14 protein-coding genes are annotated in these 18203 nt (G+C 26.6%); 5 read left to right on the forward strand and 9 right to left on the reverse strand.

Going from position 1 to position 18203, the window contains the following annotated elements; all coding sequences use genetic code 11:
- Positions 1-123 precede the first annotated feature (123 nt).
- Positions 124-1032 (forward strand): LysR family transcriptional regulator, encoded by a 909-nt coding sequence (locus GFJ41_RS09125; RefSeq protein WP_170075165.1) that lies wholly within the window; start codon positions 124-126, stop codon positions 1030-1032.
- A 26-nt stretch (positions 1033-1058) separates the two neighbouring features.
- Here the strand turns inward: GFJ41_RS09125 and GFJ41_RS09130 are convergent, their stop codons facing one another.
- The 6 genes from GFJ41_RS09130 to GFJ41_RS09155 all read right to left on the reverse strand — a co-directional run bounded on the left by GFJ41_RS09130 (position 1059) and on the right by GFJ41_RS09155 (position 6386).
- Positions 1059-1244, reverse strand: a complete 186-nt coding sequence (locus GFJ41_RS09130; protein ID WP_021433474.1) for a hypothetical protein — start codon at positions 1242-1244, stop codon at positions 1059-1061.
- Positions 1245-1395: 151 nt separating this feature from the next.
- A complete protein-coding gene (locus GFJ41_RS09135; RefSeq protein ID WP_021430513.1) occupies positions 1396-1806 on the reverse strand; it encodes a flavodoxin domain-containing protein in 411 nt (136 codons plus the stop codon).
- 202 nt (positions 1807-2008) lie between these two features.
- Positions 2009-2872, reverse strand: coding sequence for an ABC transporter ATP-binding protein (locus GFJ41_RS09140; protein WP_142730000.1), 864 nt, complete (start codon positions 2870-2872; stop codon positions 2009-2011).
- Positions 2872-3954, reverse strand: a complete 1083-nt coding sequence (locus tag GFJ41_RS09145; RefSeq protein WP_170075166.1) for a FecCD family ABC transporter permease — start codon at positions 3952-3954, stop codon at positions 2872-2874. The genes GFJ41_RS09140 and GFJ41_RS09145 overlap by 1 nt, the downstream gene beginning before the upstream one ends.
- Positions 3954-4982 carry an ABC transporter substrate-binding protein gene (locus tag GFJ41_RS09150; protein ID WP_170075167.1) on the reverse strand — a complete coding sequence of 343 codons (1029 nt, stop codon included), beginning with the start codon at positions 4980-4982 and terminating at the stop codon, positions 3954-3956. Before GFJ41_RS09150 ends, GFJ41_RS09145 begins: the two co-directional genes overlap by 1 nt.
- Before the next feature lie 381 nt (positions 4983-5363).
- On the reverse strand, positions 5364-6386 hold the full coding sequence (locus tag GFJ41_RS09155; RefSeq protein ID WP_170075168.1) for a hypothetical protein: 1023 nt from the start codon (positions 6384-6386) through the stop codon (positions 5364-5366).
- A gap of 200 nt (positions 6387-6586) precedes the next feature.
- Here GFJ41_RS09155 and GFJ41_RS09160 point away from each other — a divergent pair, with 200 nt between their 5' ends.
- Both GFJ41_RS09160 and GFJ41_RS09165 read left to right on the forward strand, forming a co-directional pair.
- The gene (locus GFJ41_RS09160) at positions 6587-7495 is read left to right on the forward strand and encodes a hypothetical protein (RefSeq protein WP_053831477.1); all 909 of its coding nucleotides are present in this window, start codon (positions 6587-6589) and stop codon (positions 7493-7495) included.
- Between the two features lie 115 nt (positions 7496-7610).
- Positions 7611-9227, forward strand: coding sequence for a hypothetical protein (locus GFJ41_RS09165; RefSeq protein ID WP_170075169.1), 1617 nt, complete (start codon positions 7611-7613; stop codon positions 9225-9227).
- Positions 9228-9272: 45 nt separating this feature from the next.
- On the opposite strand, the gene nagZ is transcribed toward GFJ41_RS09165, so the two are convergent.
- The gene (nagZ, locus tag GFJ41_RS09170) at positions 9273-10415 is read right to left on the reverse strand and encodes a beta-N-acetylhexosaminidase (protein WP_170075170.1); all 1143 of its coding nucleotides are present in this window, start codon (positions 10413-10415) and stop codon (positions 9273-9275) included.
- Between the two features lie 428 nt (positions 10416-10843).
- Between nagZ and GFJ41_RS09175 the strand changes: the two genes are divergently transcribed.
- The gene (locus GFJ41_RS09175; RefSeq protein ID WP_170075171.1) at positions 10844-11794 is read left to right on the forward strand and encodes a CotA family spore coat protein; all 951 of its coding nucleotides are present in this window, start codon (positions 10844-10846) and stop codon (positions 11792-11794) included.
- A 141-nt stretch (positions 11795-11935) separates the two neighbouring features.
- Here GFJ41_RS09175 and cspC read toward each other — a convergent pair whose 3' ends face one another.
- Complete coding sequence (cspC, locus tag GFJ41_RS09180; RefSeq protein WP_053831480.1) at positions 11936-13621, reverse strand: bile acid germinant receptor pseudoprotease CspC; 1686 nt, start codon at positions 13619-13621, stop codon at positions 11936-11938.
- An 18-nt stretch (positions 13622-13639) separates the two neighbouring features.
- Positions 13640-15910 (reverse strand): S8 family peptidase, encoded by a 2271-nt coding sequence (locus GFJ41_RS09185; RefSeq protein ID WP_170075172.1) that lies wholly within the window; start codon positions 15908-15910, stop codon positions 13640-13642.
- A 322-nt stretch (positions 15911-16232) separates the two neighbouring features.
- Between GFJ41_RS09185 and GFJ41_RS09190 the strand changes: the two genes are divergently transcribed.
- Positions 16233-18158 carry an FUSC family protein gene (locus tag GFJ41_RS09190; RefSeq protein WP_170075173.1) on the forward strand — a complete coding sequence of 642 codons (1926 nt, stop codon included), beginning with the start codon at positions 16233-16235 and terminating at the stop codon, positions 18156-18158.
- Positions 18159-18203 lie beyond the last annotated feature (45 nt).

Here is an 18203-nt window from a genome sequence, read left to right on the forward strand (position 1 = left end):
AAATTTGATGTATTCTTCACTTAATGTATAATTTAATATTACTACTAATTATTATTTTGAAAAAATCTAAAATATTTATACCTATATATAAATAATATTTATACTTATGATTGGAGGATTAATATGAAACTTGAACAAATTGTATATGCTCTTGAAATTGCAAGATGTGGATCTATATCTAAAGCAGCTAAAAATTTACTTCTAACTCAGCCTAATTTAAGTTCATCTATAAAGAATTTAGAGGATGATATTGGATTTAAAATTTTTCAAAGACTTCCTAGAGGTGTTTCTGTTACAACTAAGGGTACTCAATTTTTAGAATACGCTGAGTCAATTTGTAGAGACGTAGAAAATATCAATGCAATAGGATCAAATTCTAATTCATTAACTCCTATTAATTTTTCTTTATCTACTCAATCATTTTCTTACATAATGGATAATTTTTTAGCTCTTCATTCAAATTATAATAGCAATATTACTAATTTTAAAATTAAACATTCTCACTACTTTGAAGTTTTAGATGATGTTGTAAGAAAACAAGCAGATATTGGGATAATATCTATATCAAACGAACATATGGATTTATGGAATAAACTTTTTAAATCTAAAAATATTGAATTTAATCCTATAACTTCTGGTAAATTACATGGTTATATATTAGATAGTCACCCTCTATTTAATAAAGAAAAATTAGTAATTGAAGATTTATTTGAATATCCATTAGTTACATGTAATCATGATGACTATAATGCTTTGTATTCAAATGATTTTTATAAAAATAAATTATCTTTTAAAAATAATATACTTGTATCTGACTATGGAGCCTTAATTTATACAATGGAATCTGTAAATGCTGCAACTATAATACTAAAATTAGAAAATAGTTATACAAAATTGTATTTTGATAGCTCTCACAAAGGTCGTTATGTCAATATTGATATCTTACCAGAAATTACACTTGGTTGGATTAAACTTATTGATTTTCCAATTTCATCTATAGCAAGTGAATTTATAGATTTAATAACAAAATAAAAAATAGGAGTATACACTCCTATTTTTTATTTTGTTAATGACCACTCATCATTCTTTATATATATTCTTTTTGTATTGCAGCTTCTATCCATTACAATTAAGCTATCGTCTTCTATGTTATTGCTTAAAAGCATTAAATCATTATCCCTACAAAAATTTCTTGCAAGCTCTAAGGCATCTGACTCCATATTTAGTTCAAGTAATCTTCCCATTTATTTTCTCCTTAAAAATATAATTTAACTCAATTTTATTATAATATATATTACCCTTTAAAAAAAATAAAAATCACTAGATATATGTTTTCTATATAACTAGTGATTTTGTTAAATATATATTTTGTTAATATTACAATGGGCTATTTCATTAATTATAAGCTAATGCTAAATTATTATTTAAAACATCTACAAAATTATAAATTTTTTCTTCATCTTCTTTTTTAAAATGTTCTTCAAAGTTTATAAGTCCTGTAAATTCTTTTGGTAGATTATTATCGATATAATTTATTTGTTTTTCATCTTTATTTACTGTGAAAAATCCTAATTTCTTAAATTTAAACTCTTCTATGTTATTTTCTATAAATCTTTGAATTTCAGTTGAAATTTCTCCATCTTCTAGGTTTATTCCTATTAACACATTCTCATATTTATCTAGGTAAAAAGATGAATTATATTTTGTATTTCTTACATCTACTTCTGAGTCTAATTTTTCTGATAAAGACATTGCTAAGTTTTTAGTTATTCCATTATTACTCCCATATGCTATTAAAGTACACATTAACACTACCTCCACCAATATATAGTATATACTATTGATATTTTTTATTCCTTATATGTTATACTATATACTATTAACCATCTTTTTGCAACCATTTTTATGGAAAATTTTGTGTTATATATATAACATAATCCATATAGTGCATCCCATTGATTAAGTTGTGTATACAAATAAAAAAATAAACTCTAAATTAGAGTTTATTTTATCCTTGATATGCTGCATGCTTATGGAAGTGTTCATGTTCCCCTGTAAATCCATCTTCATGTATATGATCATGTCCAATTCCGTTTATGTGTGAGTGACTATGCATAAATGATACCTGCAATTTATTATTCATAGGATTTACACCTACATATGCATTTACCCCAAAAATTTCTTTTAACATTTCCTCAGTTATAACTTCTTTAACGCTTCCACAGTTTTTTATTTTTCCATCTTTCATAACAATTAGATAATCACAATACATAGAAGCCATATTCATATCATGTATAGCCGATAAAGTAGTTATATTTAAGCTTTTTACTAAATCCATTAACTGTATTTGATAGCCTATATCCAAATGATTTGTAGGCTCATCTAAAATCAAAAATTCAGTATCTTGAACTAATGCTCTTGCGATTAAAGTTCTTTGTTTCTCTCCTCCAGAAAGCTTTGAAAAACTTCTTCCAACATAATCTTCAAGCCCTACTCGTTTTAACATATCAGTAACCATATCTAAATCTTTCTTTGAATAATCTTCAAATACAGATTTGTATGGGTACCTTCCCATTTTTACAATTTGCTCTACAGTGAAATCGAATTGAGAGTTACTTTCTTGAGCTAAAACTGCTATTTCTTTTGCACAGTCTTTATCTTTCATATTAAGTAAATTTTTATTATCAAGTAGTATCTGCCCACTATCTGGCTTATACAGTCTATATATGTTTTTTAGTATAGTAGATTTTCCTGATCCATTTGGTCCAATAATTCCAACAAACGATCCTTTAGGTATTTCAAATGATATATCTTTTAAAATTTCTTTTTTATCTATACTAAATTCCAAATTTTTAACTTGTAATTTAAACATTAGTCTCTTCCTCCAAATGTATAATTTTTCTTAGAAATCAAATATAAGAAGAATGGTCCACCTATTAAGGATGTTATTATACCTATTGGTATTTCTACTGGAGGGAAAAGACCTCTAGCTAAAACGTCCGATGCAATTAAAAATATAGATCCTATAAGTGCAGATAAAACTATAAGTTTTTTATGATCACTTCCAGCTATAGTTCTACATATATGAGGAACTACTAATCCTATAAATCCTATAGCCCCAGTTATTGCAACCAGCGTAGATGTTAAAAGTGTTGCCAGTATTAATATTACTGATTTTATTAATTTTACATTTATTCCAAGTATTATCGCACTATCATCTCCTAAAAGAAGGATATCTAAAGATTTTGACATTGTAAATGCTACAATCATAACAACCAATAATACTAAAAATGGAATTAATAATACATCCCATTTAGCTCCACCTAAACTACCTACAGTCCAAAACAATGCATTTTTAGCCTGATTTGAGTTTTTAGCTGAATATATAAGTAAGTTTGTTAATGCTGAAAATATAGTAGAAATAGCCATACCTGTAAGTACAAGCCTCGTAGTTGACGTAGTTTTACCCATTTGAGTTCCTATTGCAAAAACTAGTACTCCAGATAATAATGACCCTATAAACGCCCCACTAGTTATACTATTTATTCCTACACTTGATACTCCACCTAAAACTATAACAAAAACCGCTCCACAAGAAGCTCCTGAAGATATTCCAAGTATATAAGGCTCTGCTATTGGATTTTTTGTTACACACTGCATTAAAACTCCACATATTGCAAGCCCTGCTCCACATATTGCACCTAAAATCACTCTAGGAAATCTTATTTCCCATATTATATTTTGAGTCATAACTTCACCTACACCGCTAAATAATGTTCCATTTGTCAATCTATTAAGTAATACTTTATATACTTCACCAGGTTCTATATAAGTACTTCCAACTGCTATTGCTCCAACTATTGTACCTGCTAATATTATAGTTAAAGCTATAACCCAAAATAAGAAACCTTTCTTTTTAGAAAGGCTTCTTTTGTTTTCAACCGAAACTTGCATTATTTTTTATCTCCATAGAAGTATCCATGCATTTCTTCTATTACCCTTGGGTTTCTAACACCTGGTGACAAATCAGCTAACTTAACTACATATATTTTATTATTTTTTATAGCAGGTACATCTTTAAGTGCTGGATTTGATTTTAAATAATCAATTTTTTCTTGTACAGGTTGTCCAGCTAAGAAATCTGTTACTAATATTACCTCTGGGTTTTTTTGTACTATGCTTTCCCAAGAAACATTTATATAAGGTTTTTTAGCATCCTTTCCAAATACATTGTTTCCTCCAGCTATTTCTATTAAGTTATTTGCAAGACCTGACCCAACTACCATTGCATCTTTTTCTCCAGAGTCATAAACCATCATTTTAACTCTATCTTCTTCTTTTACATTTCCAACTTTATCCTCTACAACTTTTATATCACTTTTCATTTTATTTACAACTTCAGTAGCTTTATCTTCTACTCCAAATATTTTTCCAAGTAAGCTAAAATCATCATACACATTATTTATTGTTGCATCTGGCTTATATGCTGATGCCATAAAAGGAGCTACCCCTTTATCTATAAGTTCTTGAGGAGATCCTGTCGTTTGCTCATTTATAGACGAGTCCCATCCACTAACAAAATCTGCTCCAGTAGCTACAAAAGATTCTTTTGATATAGAATGACCTTCTCCTACTTTAAGTTCAGGTATTTTTTTATACGCAGCTTCAAATTGTGGAAGTATTGGGTTGTCTAAAAGAGCTGTTCCAACCATTCTATCTCCCAAATCAAGCGCTAATAACATTTCTGTCATAAATTGAGATAATGTAACTGCTTTTTGCTTTGGTGCATCAACTTTTACATTATAATCTTTAGCTCCATCTGAATAAACATACTCTACTGTTTTAAAATTACTTGATTCGACTTTTGTATCTGATGATTTAGATTCTTTAGTGTTGTTTGATGAACAACCTACAACACTAAGTGTTAACCCTGCTATAGCCATTAATGCTATAAACTTTTTTAAACTTTTACTTTTTATCATTTTAATTTCCCCCATTTTTCATATGCTTAGTAAATTATCCCTAAAAAATATTAACGCCATGAAGTCACTTAAATAAAGGTACTGAAAATATACCTTATTCTTAAGTAAAACCTTCATGGCTTTTGTTTCATAATATATCTAATTTTTACTCATGGCTGTGACCACGTTCCCTGTTATGATCACGTCCATGATCATGTGAATGAACCCCTGTAATTTTTTAGTTACTTCAGCAACTAACGTTTTCATTCTTAATTTATACTATATTATGTTTTTGCATAATCGTAAAGATTTCTGTAAGTTTTTGGAAAATTTAGTTTTTTACATATAGTTGCATCATTCTACATTTTTTATAATATTTAATACAAATTTTATTCTAATTTTTTATATGCTATATTGAATTCTATAATTTCCATTTTTAACGTTTTCTGAATCTGTGAATATAGTTGAAAATTTATATAATTTATCTTCTTCGTGATTTGATTTATATATATATCTCCTAAACATAAAACTAGACTCATTTTCATATATTTCTATGTCACTCCATGTATTTCCTAAATCTATAGATTTACATTCATAAACACAGTTATATTCACCCCACTGAATTTTAATTATATCCTCATAATTTATCAAATGAGGAAACAAGCACATAGTATTTGTTTTTATAGTTTGTAAACTCAATATATCAAATTTATCATTAAATAATCTTAATTTTATATATTTACAATAATACTTTCCTTTGTTATTTTCTGCAAAAACTACATGATAATTATTATGTTTATCAATTAATGCAGACAAGTATATTTTTGATTCTTTAGATTCAGTCACTTTTAATGGATTAGACCATGTGAAGTTTTCATTATTGTATGTTGATATAAATAATTCCTCATTTCCTTTTATTGACTTCAGGTAAAATACAGTAGGTGTATTATCTTTCCAAACAACTTCAAAATTACTCATTATATTATATGGAATATAATCAATATTATTTTTTATAACTTTATCTTCATGCATATACATGTGTATTAATGTACACATAAGAGGATTCTCTTTATTTATTGAATAATAAATTAAATGTTTTTCTTTTAAAATCTTTTTTATATATGGAAATTTTATATAAAAGTTTTTATAGTCATACTTAAATATAGTATTAAGTTTAATTTTATCTTCTACGCTTAAGCTACAAATTTTACCTAGCTTATCATTTAAAATTCCGTAGACATTATCCTCATTATCTACATCTATATACATATCTACAAATGAAAAATTTCCATCTATAAATTCTTCACTGTGTATTTCCTGTAAATTTTTTTTAATAATTTTATATTTAATTCCAGAATCTAAATTAAATTCAATAAAGTCTTCATCTGATTTTCTAATCAATATATTTGTATCATTGAAAATCATAATATCCCCCCTTTTTTTAATTCATTTAATTGGTCTATATATTTAAATCTTATTTATGTGTATTACAAATCCTTTATTTTATTCATAATTTAGACAAATTTTATTTGTAAAAAAGGAACACACTATATTGTTATCTCATATATTTAATTAAAGAGAAATCTTCTCTTTAAATATATTATGTATAGGAGAGAATATATAACATGACTGAAAATAAAACTAATCATGAAGTATGTACAGAATGTCACCATCCAGAAAAACCTGAGAGTGACTGCTGTTGCACACATCCGCCAAAGCCACATCAAAATGATTGTATGAAATGTTGCGATCCTTTGGAATTTAAATGTCCTGATATACGTAAGGCAACTTGCGTTCCTATATTAGGCGAAAGAATATATGACTTTAAGTGCATTAGCAAAAAGCAAGAAAGAGCAATATCTAATATTACATTCCATATTGATGGATGTTTAGATTCATATAATGATGGAGATAAAGTATGCATAGAAAAAGTTTTAGTAAAATATGATTGCATAGGATTTATCAATGATGAACTACCAATAATATTAGATTCTTCTGGAATTGATCTTCCAAATACGTCTCAATTAAGTTGCTCTACTCAAACTGACCCGCTATATTCTAGCTATTCAGGAGACATATCTCCAAGCTTTTTATGCTGTGACGAGGGAAGAAAAGTTAATTTAGCTCAAGGATCTGTTAATGTTGGTGTTGTTAATTATCAATATGTACTATTGGGAAAAATAGGTTGTGTGCCTTTTGTTGCAAAACATGATGTATCACCTTATACAGGACCATTAAATACTTATGGATCTATAACATTATATAATAATGTTTGCTTGCCTCAAGTAGACTCTTGTATACATGTTAAAGCTGATTTCCAACTTGAAATAGTTCCTAAGTGTGTAATCCCTAAGTCTACGTATTCTAACGGTTCATTTACTGCTAATATATTTGATTGTCTTTCTATTAAAGAAAAGTTCTATATAACTGTAAAAGATGAACTTGTTGTATATACAGCATTTCACGGATTAGACTGTGATAGTGATTGTCACCATTATTCACATGAATTTTATGAAGATTGGTGCGATAAATAGATTTAACAAAAATTAGTAAAGACCTGTATAGGTCTTTACTAGATTTTGTAATAAAACTCTATATTTTTACATAAAGATAGTATATGAATACTTATATTTTACGGGAGGTTTTTATATGTGTGCCCAAAATTCTGCCGCTAGATCAATAATGGATATTTTTAACACAATAGAAACTCTGTCTTATTATTTGGGAGAAAAAAATTATATTTGTATCCCTGTTGAAATCACAACTGAGGATGGATTAATTAATAAAATTAATATCTCAAACTCAAAGCAAGATAAAGTTTCTATAAATGATGATGTAATTGTTTATAACAATATAGCTATTAACTTAGATAGTATAGTAAAACTTAAAGTTTTTACACAAGATATAATATTAAAAGAATTTAAGCATCTACTACTAAAAAACTTTGAAAATATACTAGCTTATAACCATATAAACCATTGTCCACTAAATGAAGCATCAACCTCAATGGGTATAAAACCTTTTAACAGGTTTAATACTGATTATAATGTTCAAGATTACATATTAGATAATATAGACAATATAAAAACTTTAAGTTATAAGGGGTGCTCGAATACTAAAAGTAGCTTAAATTCAGATATTTTTTATGAAGGAGTTTTAAATTCGGATACAAATTTATTAGTAAATAGGGAAAGTTTAATAAAAGATATAAATTTAGATGCAGATTGTTTAGATGTGGTGAGCTCTATAAAAAAAACTACTAAAAATATTTTAAAAAATATTTATACAGAAAAAAAATTAGTTCTTACTAATAATTCAAGTGAAGTAGAAGTTTCAAAACCTATTTCAACAGAAAATATTGATGTTCTAACTGATTTAAAAGTAAAAAAACATAATGTATTAGTGAATCAAACTCCTACTAAAGCAATTGATAAAATAATACAAAATAAAATAGATTCAATATCTAACATAATTGTATCTAAAGTAGATAATATCTTGTCTGATATTAATTCAGAAACTCAAATCATAGAAACTCAAACTATAGAAGTTCTAGATTTGGATCCAATTAATAAATTTTTAGATAAGAAGTTATTAGATGGAAAACCACTTATGCTTGATCCAACAGGTGAAAGATATATAGGTGTCGTTTTAGATGATGGATCATTTGAACCATTTAAGCTTAGCTTAAAAAAATTTACTGTTGTCAATGAAAATGTCAACAATTTAGTTGGAAATATAGATCCTAAATCTCAGCTCAAAAGTGTCGTGTCAGATTTAAACAAAGAGTTTAGCAAAGTTTTAAATTCTCTAGATTTTGAGTTTAATGAAAACTTATTAGAGTGCAATAATGAAAATATGGTTGCATTAAGTGATGCTATAACGACTACAAAGAAATCGATTAAAAATATAACTAATGAAACAGAAAAAACGTATGTAGTTTCTAAGGAAAATTATGAGACTATAAGTAGTATAAAAAATATAGATTATGATGATATATCCCACATAGATAGTATAATAACCTCTCCTGTTATTACATCTATTAACCTCAATAGACATACGAGTGATGTGTTAAACGATGTTTATCTAAATAAAAATATTTCTAATGTAATTAATAATATAACTAAAAGCAAATCAAATAAATATCTCCATTTTTCTGAAAATATTAATGGGAAAATCGACTGTGTTGGAAATGGAGTGATGATTGTAGATAACGCTGATGAGAATATAACAATATACACATTAAATAAGATTAACATTATAAACTAATAAAAACAACCTCATTTAAAATTAAATGAGGTTGTTTTTATTAGTTTATAATGTTTCTTTTTGTTTTAAAATCCTATATACGCTTTTATCTATTCTTCCTTCAGAAATTTCATTATTTGCTACAGCCAATTTTATTCTTTCTATAACAGATTTAGTTTTATTTATGTCACTTCCAATTAATATTATATCAGCACCTGCCTTTATAGATTTTACACTAGCTTCTTCTATTGATATATAATCTGTAATAGCTTTCATAAGCATATCATCTGTTATTACAATATTTTCAAACTTCATATTATTTCTTAAAATATCATTTATTAGAGTGTAAGACAATGTAGCTGGGTATTTATCATCAATTTCTTTTATTAGTATATGTGAAACCATTACCGCTCCTACTCCATTTTCTATAGCCTTATTGAAAGGAATTAATTCCAACTCATTTAATTGTTTTAAATTTTTTTCAACTATAGGCAACCCTAAGTGCGAATCTATCTCTGTATCTCCATGTCCTGGGAAATGTTTTACTACAGGTATTATATTTTCATCCCTTAGTCCTTTCATAGTTGCTATACCCATACTAGATACAACTTTTTCATTATCTCCAAAAGCTCTATCTCCTATAACTGTATTTTTAGGATTACTATATATATCTAGCACTGGAGCAAAGTTCATATTTATATTGTAATTTTTTAAAATTCCACCTATTTCCCTTCCATTTTCATATGCATATTTTTCATCCCCCCTATCCCCTATAGATTTAGAGCTTTCAAATTTTTTTATATCTTTAGGTAGTCTACTCACTCTACCTCCCTCTTCATCAATAGATATAAACAACGGAATATCTTGATTTATGCCTATAATATCCGAAGTCAACTTTTTTAACTGTTTTGAGTCTTCTATATTTCTGGAAAAAAGTATGATACCTCCTACTTTAAAATCATTTATTAAAATACTTAACTCTTTATTAAAACAAGTTCCATTAAATCCACTTAATATCATTTGACCTATCTTTTCATCTAATGTCATTTTATCTATCTTTTCAACTATTTTATAGTCTATACTAGACTTTATATTTTTTTCATTTCTGATTGAATCTATTGTAAACATTTTACTACACATAAAAAAAGCTAATATTATAGTAAAAGTTATTATTGATATTTTTAAAATATAATACTTTGTATTTTTCATTTCACCTTACCACACCCTTATACTGGAATATTCATAAATTCATATAATTATATATGTATTTAAATAAGTTTTTATTATGCCTATTCTACTATACTGTCTATGTTTTTTGTTTAAAAAGAGCTATATAACTTAGTACAAATATACTTTTAATAACATATTATGATTTATTAGCCTAACTTATCATTCTACCTTATATAAAAATTTATACATATAAATTTGCTCTTTAGAAATATAGTATTTATATATATTAAACTAAATTATGTTACCTTTATTTTTAAATTAATTTTATAAATTAGATTGTAATTTATATAACTGAATTAGTTATTTTTTATACTTTTTTGTAACATTTATAAGGTCATTTAAATATATTATATTATAGAGAAAAACTTAATCTCTATATATTAATCAATATAAAGGAGTGCAATCCATTGAGCGAAAATAATAGATATATGAATTGTTGTGAATATGAAAAATGTGAATGCAACAAATGTGAAAAAAAAGAATATCCTAAAAAAGAAATGAATTATTGTAATCAAAATAAACATTATCCAGAGAAAAAGCATATAGAATGCTGCTGTAAGCCTAGTATGAAAAAAGCTTTAGAATTATTAGGTTGTGAAGGTATAAGAGAAAATGTAGACTTTAATGCTTTTGCGTTTATTACAGATTACTACGTTGTTGGAAGCCCATTATCAATAATAGGACTTTTACCAACATTAAGCGTAGATAATTTATTTGGGACACTTACTGGATCTTTAAATAAGTTACCAGGTTGCGAATGTGACACTATAGATATAAGTGGGCAAGCATTATATCCAATACCACTACCTGTAGATGATCCTGTTGCTCTACTAAATGCAATCATAGCTGAGTTAACAGCTCTTGACCCTGTAGCATTCGCTCCATTAATAGCTCTTCTTCAAGCTATAGTTGCTGTTTTAGCTGGTTTACCTGCTGATGTTTTAGAAGGACTTCTTACTTTAATATTAGACCTTATTACTACAATTCCTAATGTAGACTTAGCATCATTATGTAATCTAAAAGCTATCGCTTTCCAAGCACTTGCAGGTAACGTTCCTGGAACTACTCCTCCAGTTACACGCTTCCAAGCTGTTAGACAAGCATTTAAATGTCTACTTGGTAAAGAATGTAAAAAAGATGATTGTAACCCTAAGTGTGAAGAATGTTGTTGTAATGAAGGTATATTAAAAGAATTAGCAGGCGGAAATATAACTGGTACTGCTACATTAACAGCAGGAGCTTTAAGCTTACAAGGTGCTGAAGTACTTGGTAGCATAGATAATGTAATAGTACTTGCTAATGAAGCTGAAAGAAAATTCTACTTTGTTTGTGCAGACGCTGTATCTTTAATAGGATAATATAAAATATATAATTTTAAAAATTTAATAAATATATATTAAGGTATTTACCTAAGGCTATGACTGTTAAGTCATAGCCTTTTTCATGTTGTTCTTAATTTATATAAACTATGTTTTTAGTTCTTCATACTATCCTTTCTTTTATCTTAAATTTTGAGATATTTGCTGTATAGTATTCCTCAAATTTAAAACTCCATATCCCATTCTTATATTAGGATATTTATATATAAATCTATCAGCACCTATCATTAAATATGTCTTTATTATATCAGTGAATATTAATCTCTGATTTAAATTGCTTTGAGATACTAAAAAATCTACTAATATAGCTACAATCCCAGTTACAATAGAACTGCTTACACCAGTCCCACTAGCATTTATATACGTTTTATCTTTATAAGGTCCTATTATATTTATACATGGGGCAACTATATCAGGTTTTAACGGTACTTGATTTAATGTTCCTACTGATGACCCTAGCCACATACTATCAATTTGATTGTTAAATCCACCTACAGATATAACATTTTCTGTGGCTGCAAAAATATTAGTGGTTGAGAAATAATTTGAGTTTACAAATCTAGTGTCTTTATCTATTAAATTTTTATTCGGCAAATAAACATCATACTCACCTGTTATAATAAATTCTGGTTCTAACCTCAATGTCCACATTCCTGGTTTTACATTTTTTAGTTTAATGAAAATTTCTTCTGTACCTGATTTTATCCATGGATATATATATCGGAACGAATATTTAGTCTTTTCAATATTAAAGGTGCCATTATATATGTTCTCATCTGGAGAGTATTGAATTGGATAACTATACTCCCCAGATGGCGATATTAAAGTTGCTGAAATTTTATCAGGTCCGATACAGCTTACTGAAATATCTAAATTTTCCTGGTTCCCTATTTGTATAATAACATCTTCTATTTCTTCCATGCTTGTAAATTTTCCACTAAAGTGAATATCTGTATTTCCTTGATTCCCCATTCCACTAACCACTATTTTCCCATCTTTTTTAAGTTCATTAAACGTATCTAAAAAATTGGTTAAAATTATAGATTCACTTCTCTCAGAAACAGTTAAGTTTAATATAAAGTTTTTATTATATTTCTTTGTAAAATTTACTACATAACTAATTCCTGCTAAAAAATCACTAAGCTCATAACCTAAAGTACCCTTTTTATAAATATCTTTAATAGGTTTTAATTTTACAATAAGTAATTCACTTTTTGGTGCTATTCCTTTATATAGTGAATTTAACCTTCCATTTCCAGAAGATATTCCTGCAGCTATAGTTCCTGTACCTACTATGTCCTTAGTTAACTCATAGCTGTTAATTTTTATATATTTATTTATGTCCTCCCTAGTAAATTCGCTTCCAAAATTTAAATTTTCTGGTGGATTGCCTTTGTCACTTTCTTGATCCCATATAGATATAATCTTGCTACTTCCGTCTTCATTAATAAAATCCGGATGTAAATAATCTATTCCAGAGTCAATAATAGCAATTATAGTTCCCTCGCCAAATGCATCCATGTATGGATTTCTATCTATATAGTCTACCTCAGACACTTCTCTTGCTCTTGCTCCTTTATCATAATTGTCGTCCCCAATTTCTATAAGGGAACTTACAGGAATAGATAACATCCAATCATATACAAACTCAAGTTTATTTAAAATCCTACCATCAAAAGATTCATCTACATATATATTAGCTAACTTGTTATTTAAAATCGTATATTTTTTGATATTATACTTTTCTAATTCATTTTTTAGTTCATATTCTTCTCCATTGTAAGAAATAATATATGATTTTTCCATTAATATCCTCCTAAAAAATCATTTTAACTGATCAAATGCTCCTTTTATATCTAAAATTCCATATCCATAAATTTCATTTGGGTATATTAATTGATGGCTTCTCTTCGCACCACCTCTTAAAAATGTTCTTATTTTCTGAACAACTGCTTTATTTTTATAATATCTGTCTGAAAATGTATATTGCATAACTAGCGCAATGCCTCCAACTACGTAAGATGATGCTACAGAACTGCCGGTAACAGTACAGTATCTTTCCCCTGGATGTGGAGCTATTATATTAACCCCTGGAGATACTATATCTGGCTTAATCATTTTACCTATAACCCCTATCACAGGTCCTCTTGATGATTCTGCCCAAATACTTTTATTTATGCTATCATAGGTCCCAACAGTTATCATATCTCTATATCCTCCAGGAAAATTTATTGTATATTTTGGATTGTTTGAACTAAACTTTACAATAGATTTAGTTAACCCTTTATTTGGAAGATACAAATTATAAATTCCATTCGTTATATACTGACCAATTAATCTAATTGTCCAAGTTCCTTTTTTCACATTGGTCAACCTAATCGCCGTTTGTTGTTGACCACCATATGGTAAAGGATATATTGTATAAATACTATATTTAGTTCCCTCTAAATCAAATAGTCCTTCCATTACACTATAATTTGAGACATATGATAACTTACTTTCTTCCCCAGTTGGAGATACTATAATTACATTTAATTTATCCGGTTTATTTATCCATAAGTCTACTTCAATTTCTTTTTCATCCTCATGTACTTCAATTTCTATATCTTTTACTTCTCCTTCAAATTTAATCCTTCCTGTGGCATGGTGGTTTCCATTTCCTTCATTTCCCGCAGCTACAACATTACAAAGTCCATATTCATAAAATTTATCACTTTCAATAGTACTTACTCCACTAGAAACAGCTTGATTACTTCCTAATGTTATGTTATTAACTAATGGTAATTTTTCTTTTTTTGCTTTTTCATATGAATATTCTAAAGCTGCAATTAGCATTGAATTATTGTAAAAACCATTTATTTTTTTTAGTTTAACTATTATCAATTCGCTACTTTCTGCAACTCCTGAATATTCATTATTCACATTTCCTAGACCACTACATATCCCACTCAATGCAGTTCCTATTCCTTCCTCATCTACAGATAAATTTCTATTATTTTCAATTATTGCTTTATTTATATCTTCTCTAGTGTATTCAGTTCCTATATTAAATCCATCTGGTGGATTTTCATCTTTTGTTTGATCCCATAAATAACGAATTTTTGAAGTCCCATCTGGATATATAAAATCAGGATGTAGGTAATCAATACCTGAATTCGCTATGCAAATTAAAACTTTGCTGCCATTTATATTTATATTAGGATTTGTCTTAAAATAATTTGCCCCTATTTCTTCTGTTGCTGTTATCCCATTTTCAGTACTTAAATTTATACTAGCTAACTGAGTCATCTTTATATGCCTTTCAATTGAGGTTAATGATTTTAATCCATAAATATATGAAGCTTGATCTATATTATCTTTATCTAAATATAAAATTCCAAAATTATTACGAATTTTATAGAGCTTAACAATTCCTTCTAGATGCTTTAAGTCTTCATATATATCTTCAGTGAAACGAACATTAAAAAAAGGTATGTATTCATTAGAACTTATATATCTGTTAACTCTGCTCTCATCACAACTTTTTATTTTATTATACCTGCTCATAAGAACTAAAGATTTATTCCCATCTTGTAGAAATATATTGTTTATTTTATATTTATTTTTCGTTCTAATATAGATCTCTATATCTTTTTCTTTTATACTTTTTTTTCTAAAATTAAAAGTCCATTTTCCTTGTTCTATAGATTTTTGTGAAGTCATTTTGATATTTAAATTTTTTTGGTTTTTATAACTTATATCTATACTTGTATTTCCTACATTGAATTTATTTCCTATTGAATTAAAACTTAATGATTTCAAATGATGTTTATATGGATTAATTATATCTATATATGTATCATCTAAATTTAATACATCAATACTTAAATTACTTATATCTCCTTTTATAGTTAATTCACATTTTAAATATTTTTCATCTTTTTTTAACTTTATTTCTTTTTGTATATAAAAATTATGCTTATATTTCTGTGTTAATATATCAATTTCCTCTGAATGATTTTCTATTTCTTTTAAATCTACCATAACTGGAATATTTAAAATTTTTGATTTATCTAGTATATGTTCAACTTCTTCTTCTAAGTTAAATATACTCATATTTCTATTGGAATTATCTATGCGTATTAAAATAGATTTAATATATTTAATAGAGTTTTTTATCCCTATTTTGTATTTTGATTCTATATAATTGTGTATATTTATGTCTTTTTCTAAAAACTTTGATATTGTTTCAATTTTCTCATATATATTAACAATGCATCCATCATATTCTAAAATAGCTTTACAATATATAAAAATCCCCCCTCAATAAATTCTTCTATCAAAATAGTATATGTGTATATTTGTATGTAATGATAGTTTTGTCACTAATTAATATGGGTAATCTTTTTACTATACATAATTTTTAGGTGGTGGAAACATGAAGAGCATAATATCAAAAACAATTATTTTTATAGGTATGATTCCTACTGCATTTTTCTTTAAAGAATTTTTCGGAATGGATAATATGTTAATTGGAATAACAGGGTTTATGGCTGCTATTAATTTAATAGACAACGACTATACAATAAACCCTATAAAAAATACAATTAAGTTTATCATTATAGAATTATCAATAGGGGCTTGTGCTTTTATAGCCGTAATATCTCCTACTTTAACTTTAATATCCACTTTTCTAATTGTATTTGCTGTAGTTTATATATTTACATATGATACTACTAAGCCTATATATATGCCCTTTGTTTTAGGATATTTGTTTATGGTTTATTTTCCTATTAAATCATACATTATACATGTTAGGATTGAAGCCTTAATATTATCGGCTTTACTTATAATGTTTGTTCAATTGATTGCTAATAAAAATAAGTTTTGGAATAAATCAAATCAGCAATTATGCAAAGACATAGGATTAATAGTTGATGAAATAGACATTTTAATTGCTAAAGAAAACTTCGATGATTTCAAAAAAATTAGTTTTACTTTAGATAATGATTTAAAAAATCTATCTCAGTCACTATATTCTAGAAAAGAAAAAACTTTTTTAATTTCAGATACAAGTAGACTTTATTTATGTATTACTCAAATATTAGATGGTGCTAATTCTATTTTAGAAAAAATAGTAGATGATAAAAATAATCTTAAAAGTAATACTAATGAGTTAAAGATTTTAAAATATTTATTTTTAGATATATTGCGCTTTTTAAATAAAGAAATAGGTCTACTTGATTTAAAAGATAAAGTATATACATATATTCATAAAGATAATAAAAATGAATTTGATAACTATATAGCCTATGAGTTAAAGCAAAATATGACTCTTTTAGATGATATATTAAAAAATATAATAAATGGAGGATTGTCTACTAGTGATAAAAAATATGGAGTTCCTGGTAAGGTAAAAGATATAGAAATTATAAAAAGACGCTTTAATAGAAATTCACTTAGATTTACTTTTGCATTTAGAATCGCTTTATGCGTTAGTTTAGGAGCTTTTATTGTTAATTACTTTAAATTATATGAAGGTAAATGGCTAGTTTTCACTTTAGCTTCAGTCATACAGCCTTACATAGAGTCTAGTGAGTCGAAAATGATAGATAGGATAAAAGGTACTCTTATAGGGGTGTTTATATTTGAATTGACTTTCCATATTGTAAAAAATGTAGATGCAAAAATGTTTATAGCATTCTTTTGCGGTTATATAAGTAATTACTTTAAGGACTATTCTAAAAGAATGACCTTCATGACAATATTTGCATTAGGAATAGGTTCTACTCACAATAACTTTAATATTTTATCATTTGATAGGATAAAATTCATTTTGATAGGATGTATTTTGGCATTTATAGCTACTCGAGTTATTTTCCCTTATAAAATTAAAGATGTTACATTTAATTTAGTAAATAGCTCCCTTGATTTAAATAAAAAAATAGTTAATTTATTAAAAGATTTAAAATTTAAAGAGTTATATCATTCTAAAATTGACAGCTATGATTTAAGAGAACTAGTTTTAACTAATAGGTTAACAAATGATAAAATTAGTATAAATAATAATACAATACGTTGTGATGAAATTAATAAGTTTTTATATAGTGAGCGAGTTATAATGAGTAATTTAATACTTCTAAAAAATAGTATTTCAAATGATAGAGTTAAATCATTAGATATATGTGCTACCTCTATTAAAATGCAAAAGTATATAGATGGAAAATTAGGTAAGGATGATATGTTAAAAGAATTATATTCAATTGATAACTTAGATGATAAGTTAATTTTTATGAACATATACGAAATCTTTAATAACTTAAAAATTGCTCAAAACTTTTCAAAGTTAGTATGTTCAAACTAAAAAAGAAACTGCAATCAAATTTTATTAAAATTTGATTGCAGTTTC

It is taken from the genome of Paraclostridium dentum (genome assembly GCF_012922555.1).
In the GTDB taxonomy this organism is placed as follows: domain Bacteria; phylum Bacillota; class Clostridia; order Peptostreptococcales; family Peptostreptococcaceae; genus Paraclostridium; species Paraclostridium dentum.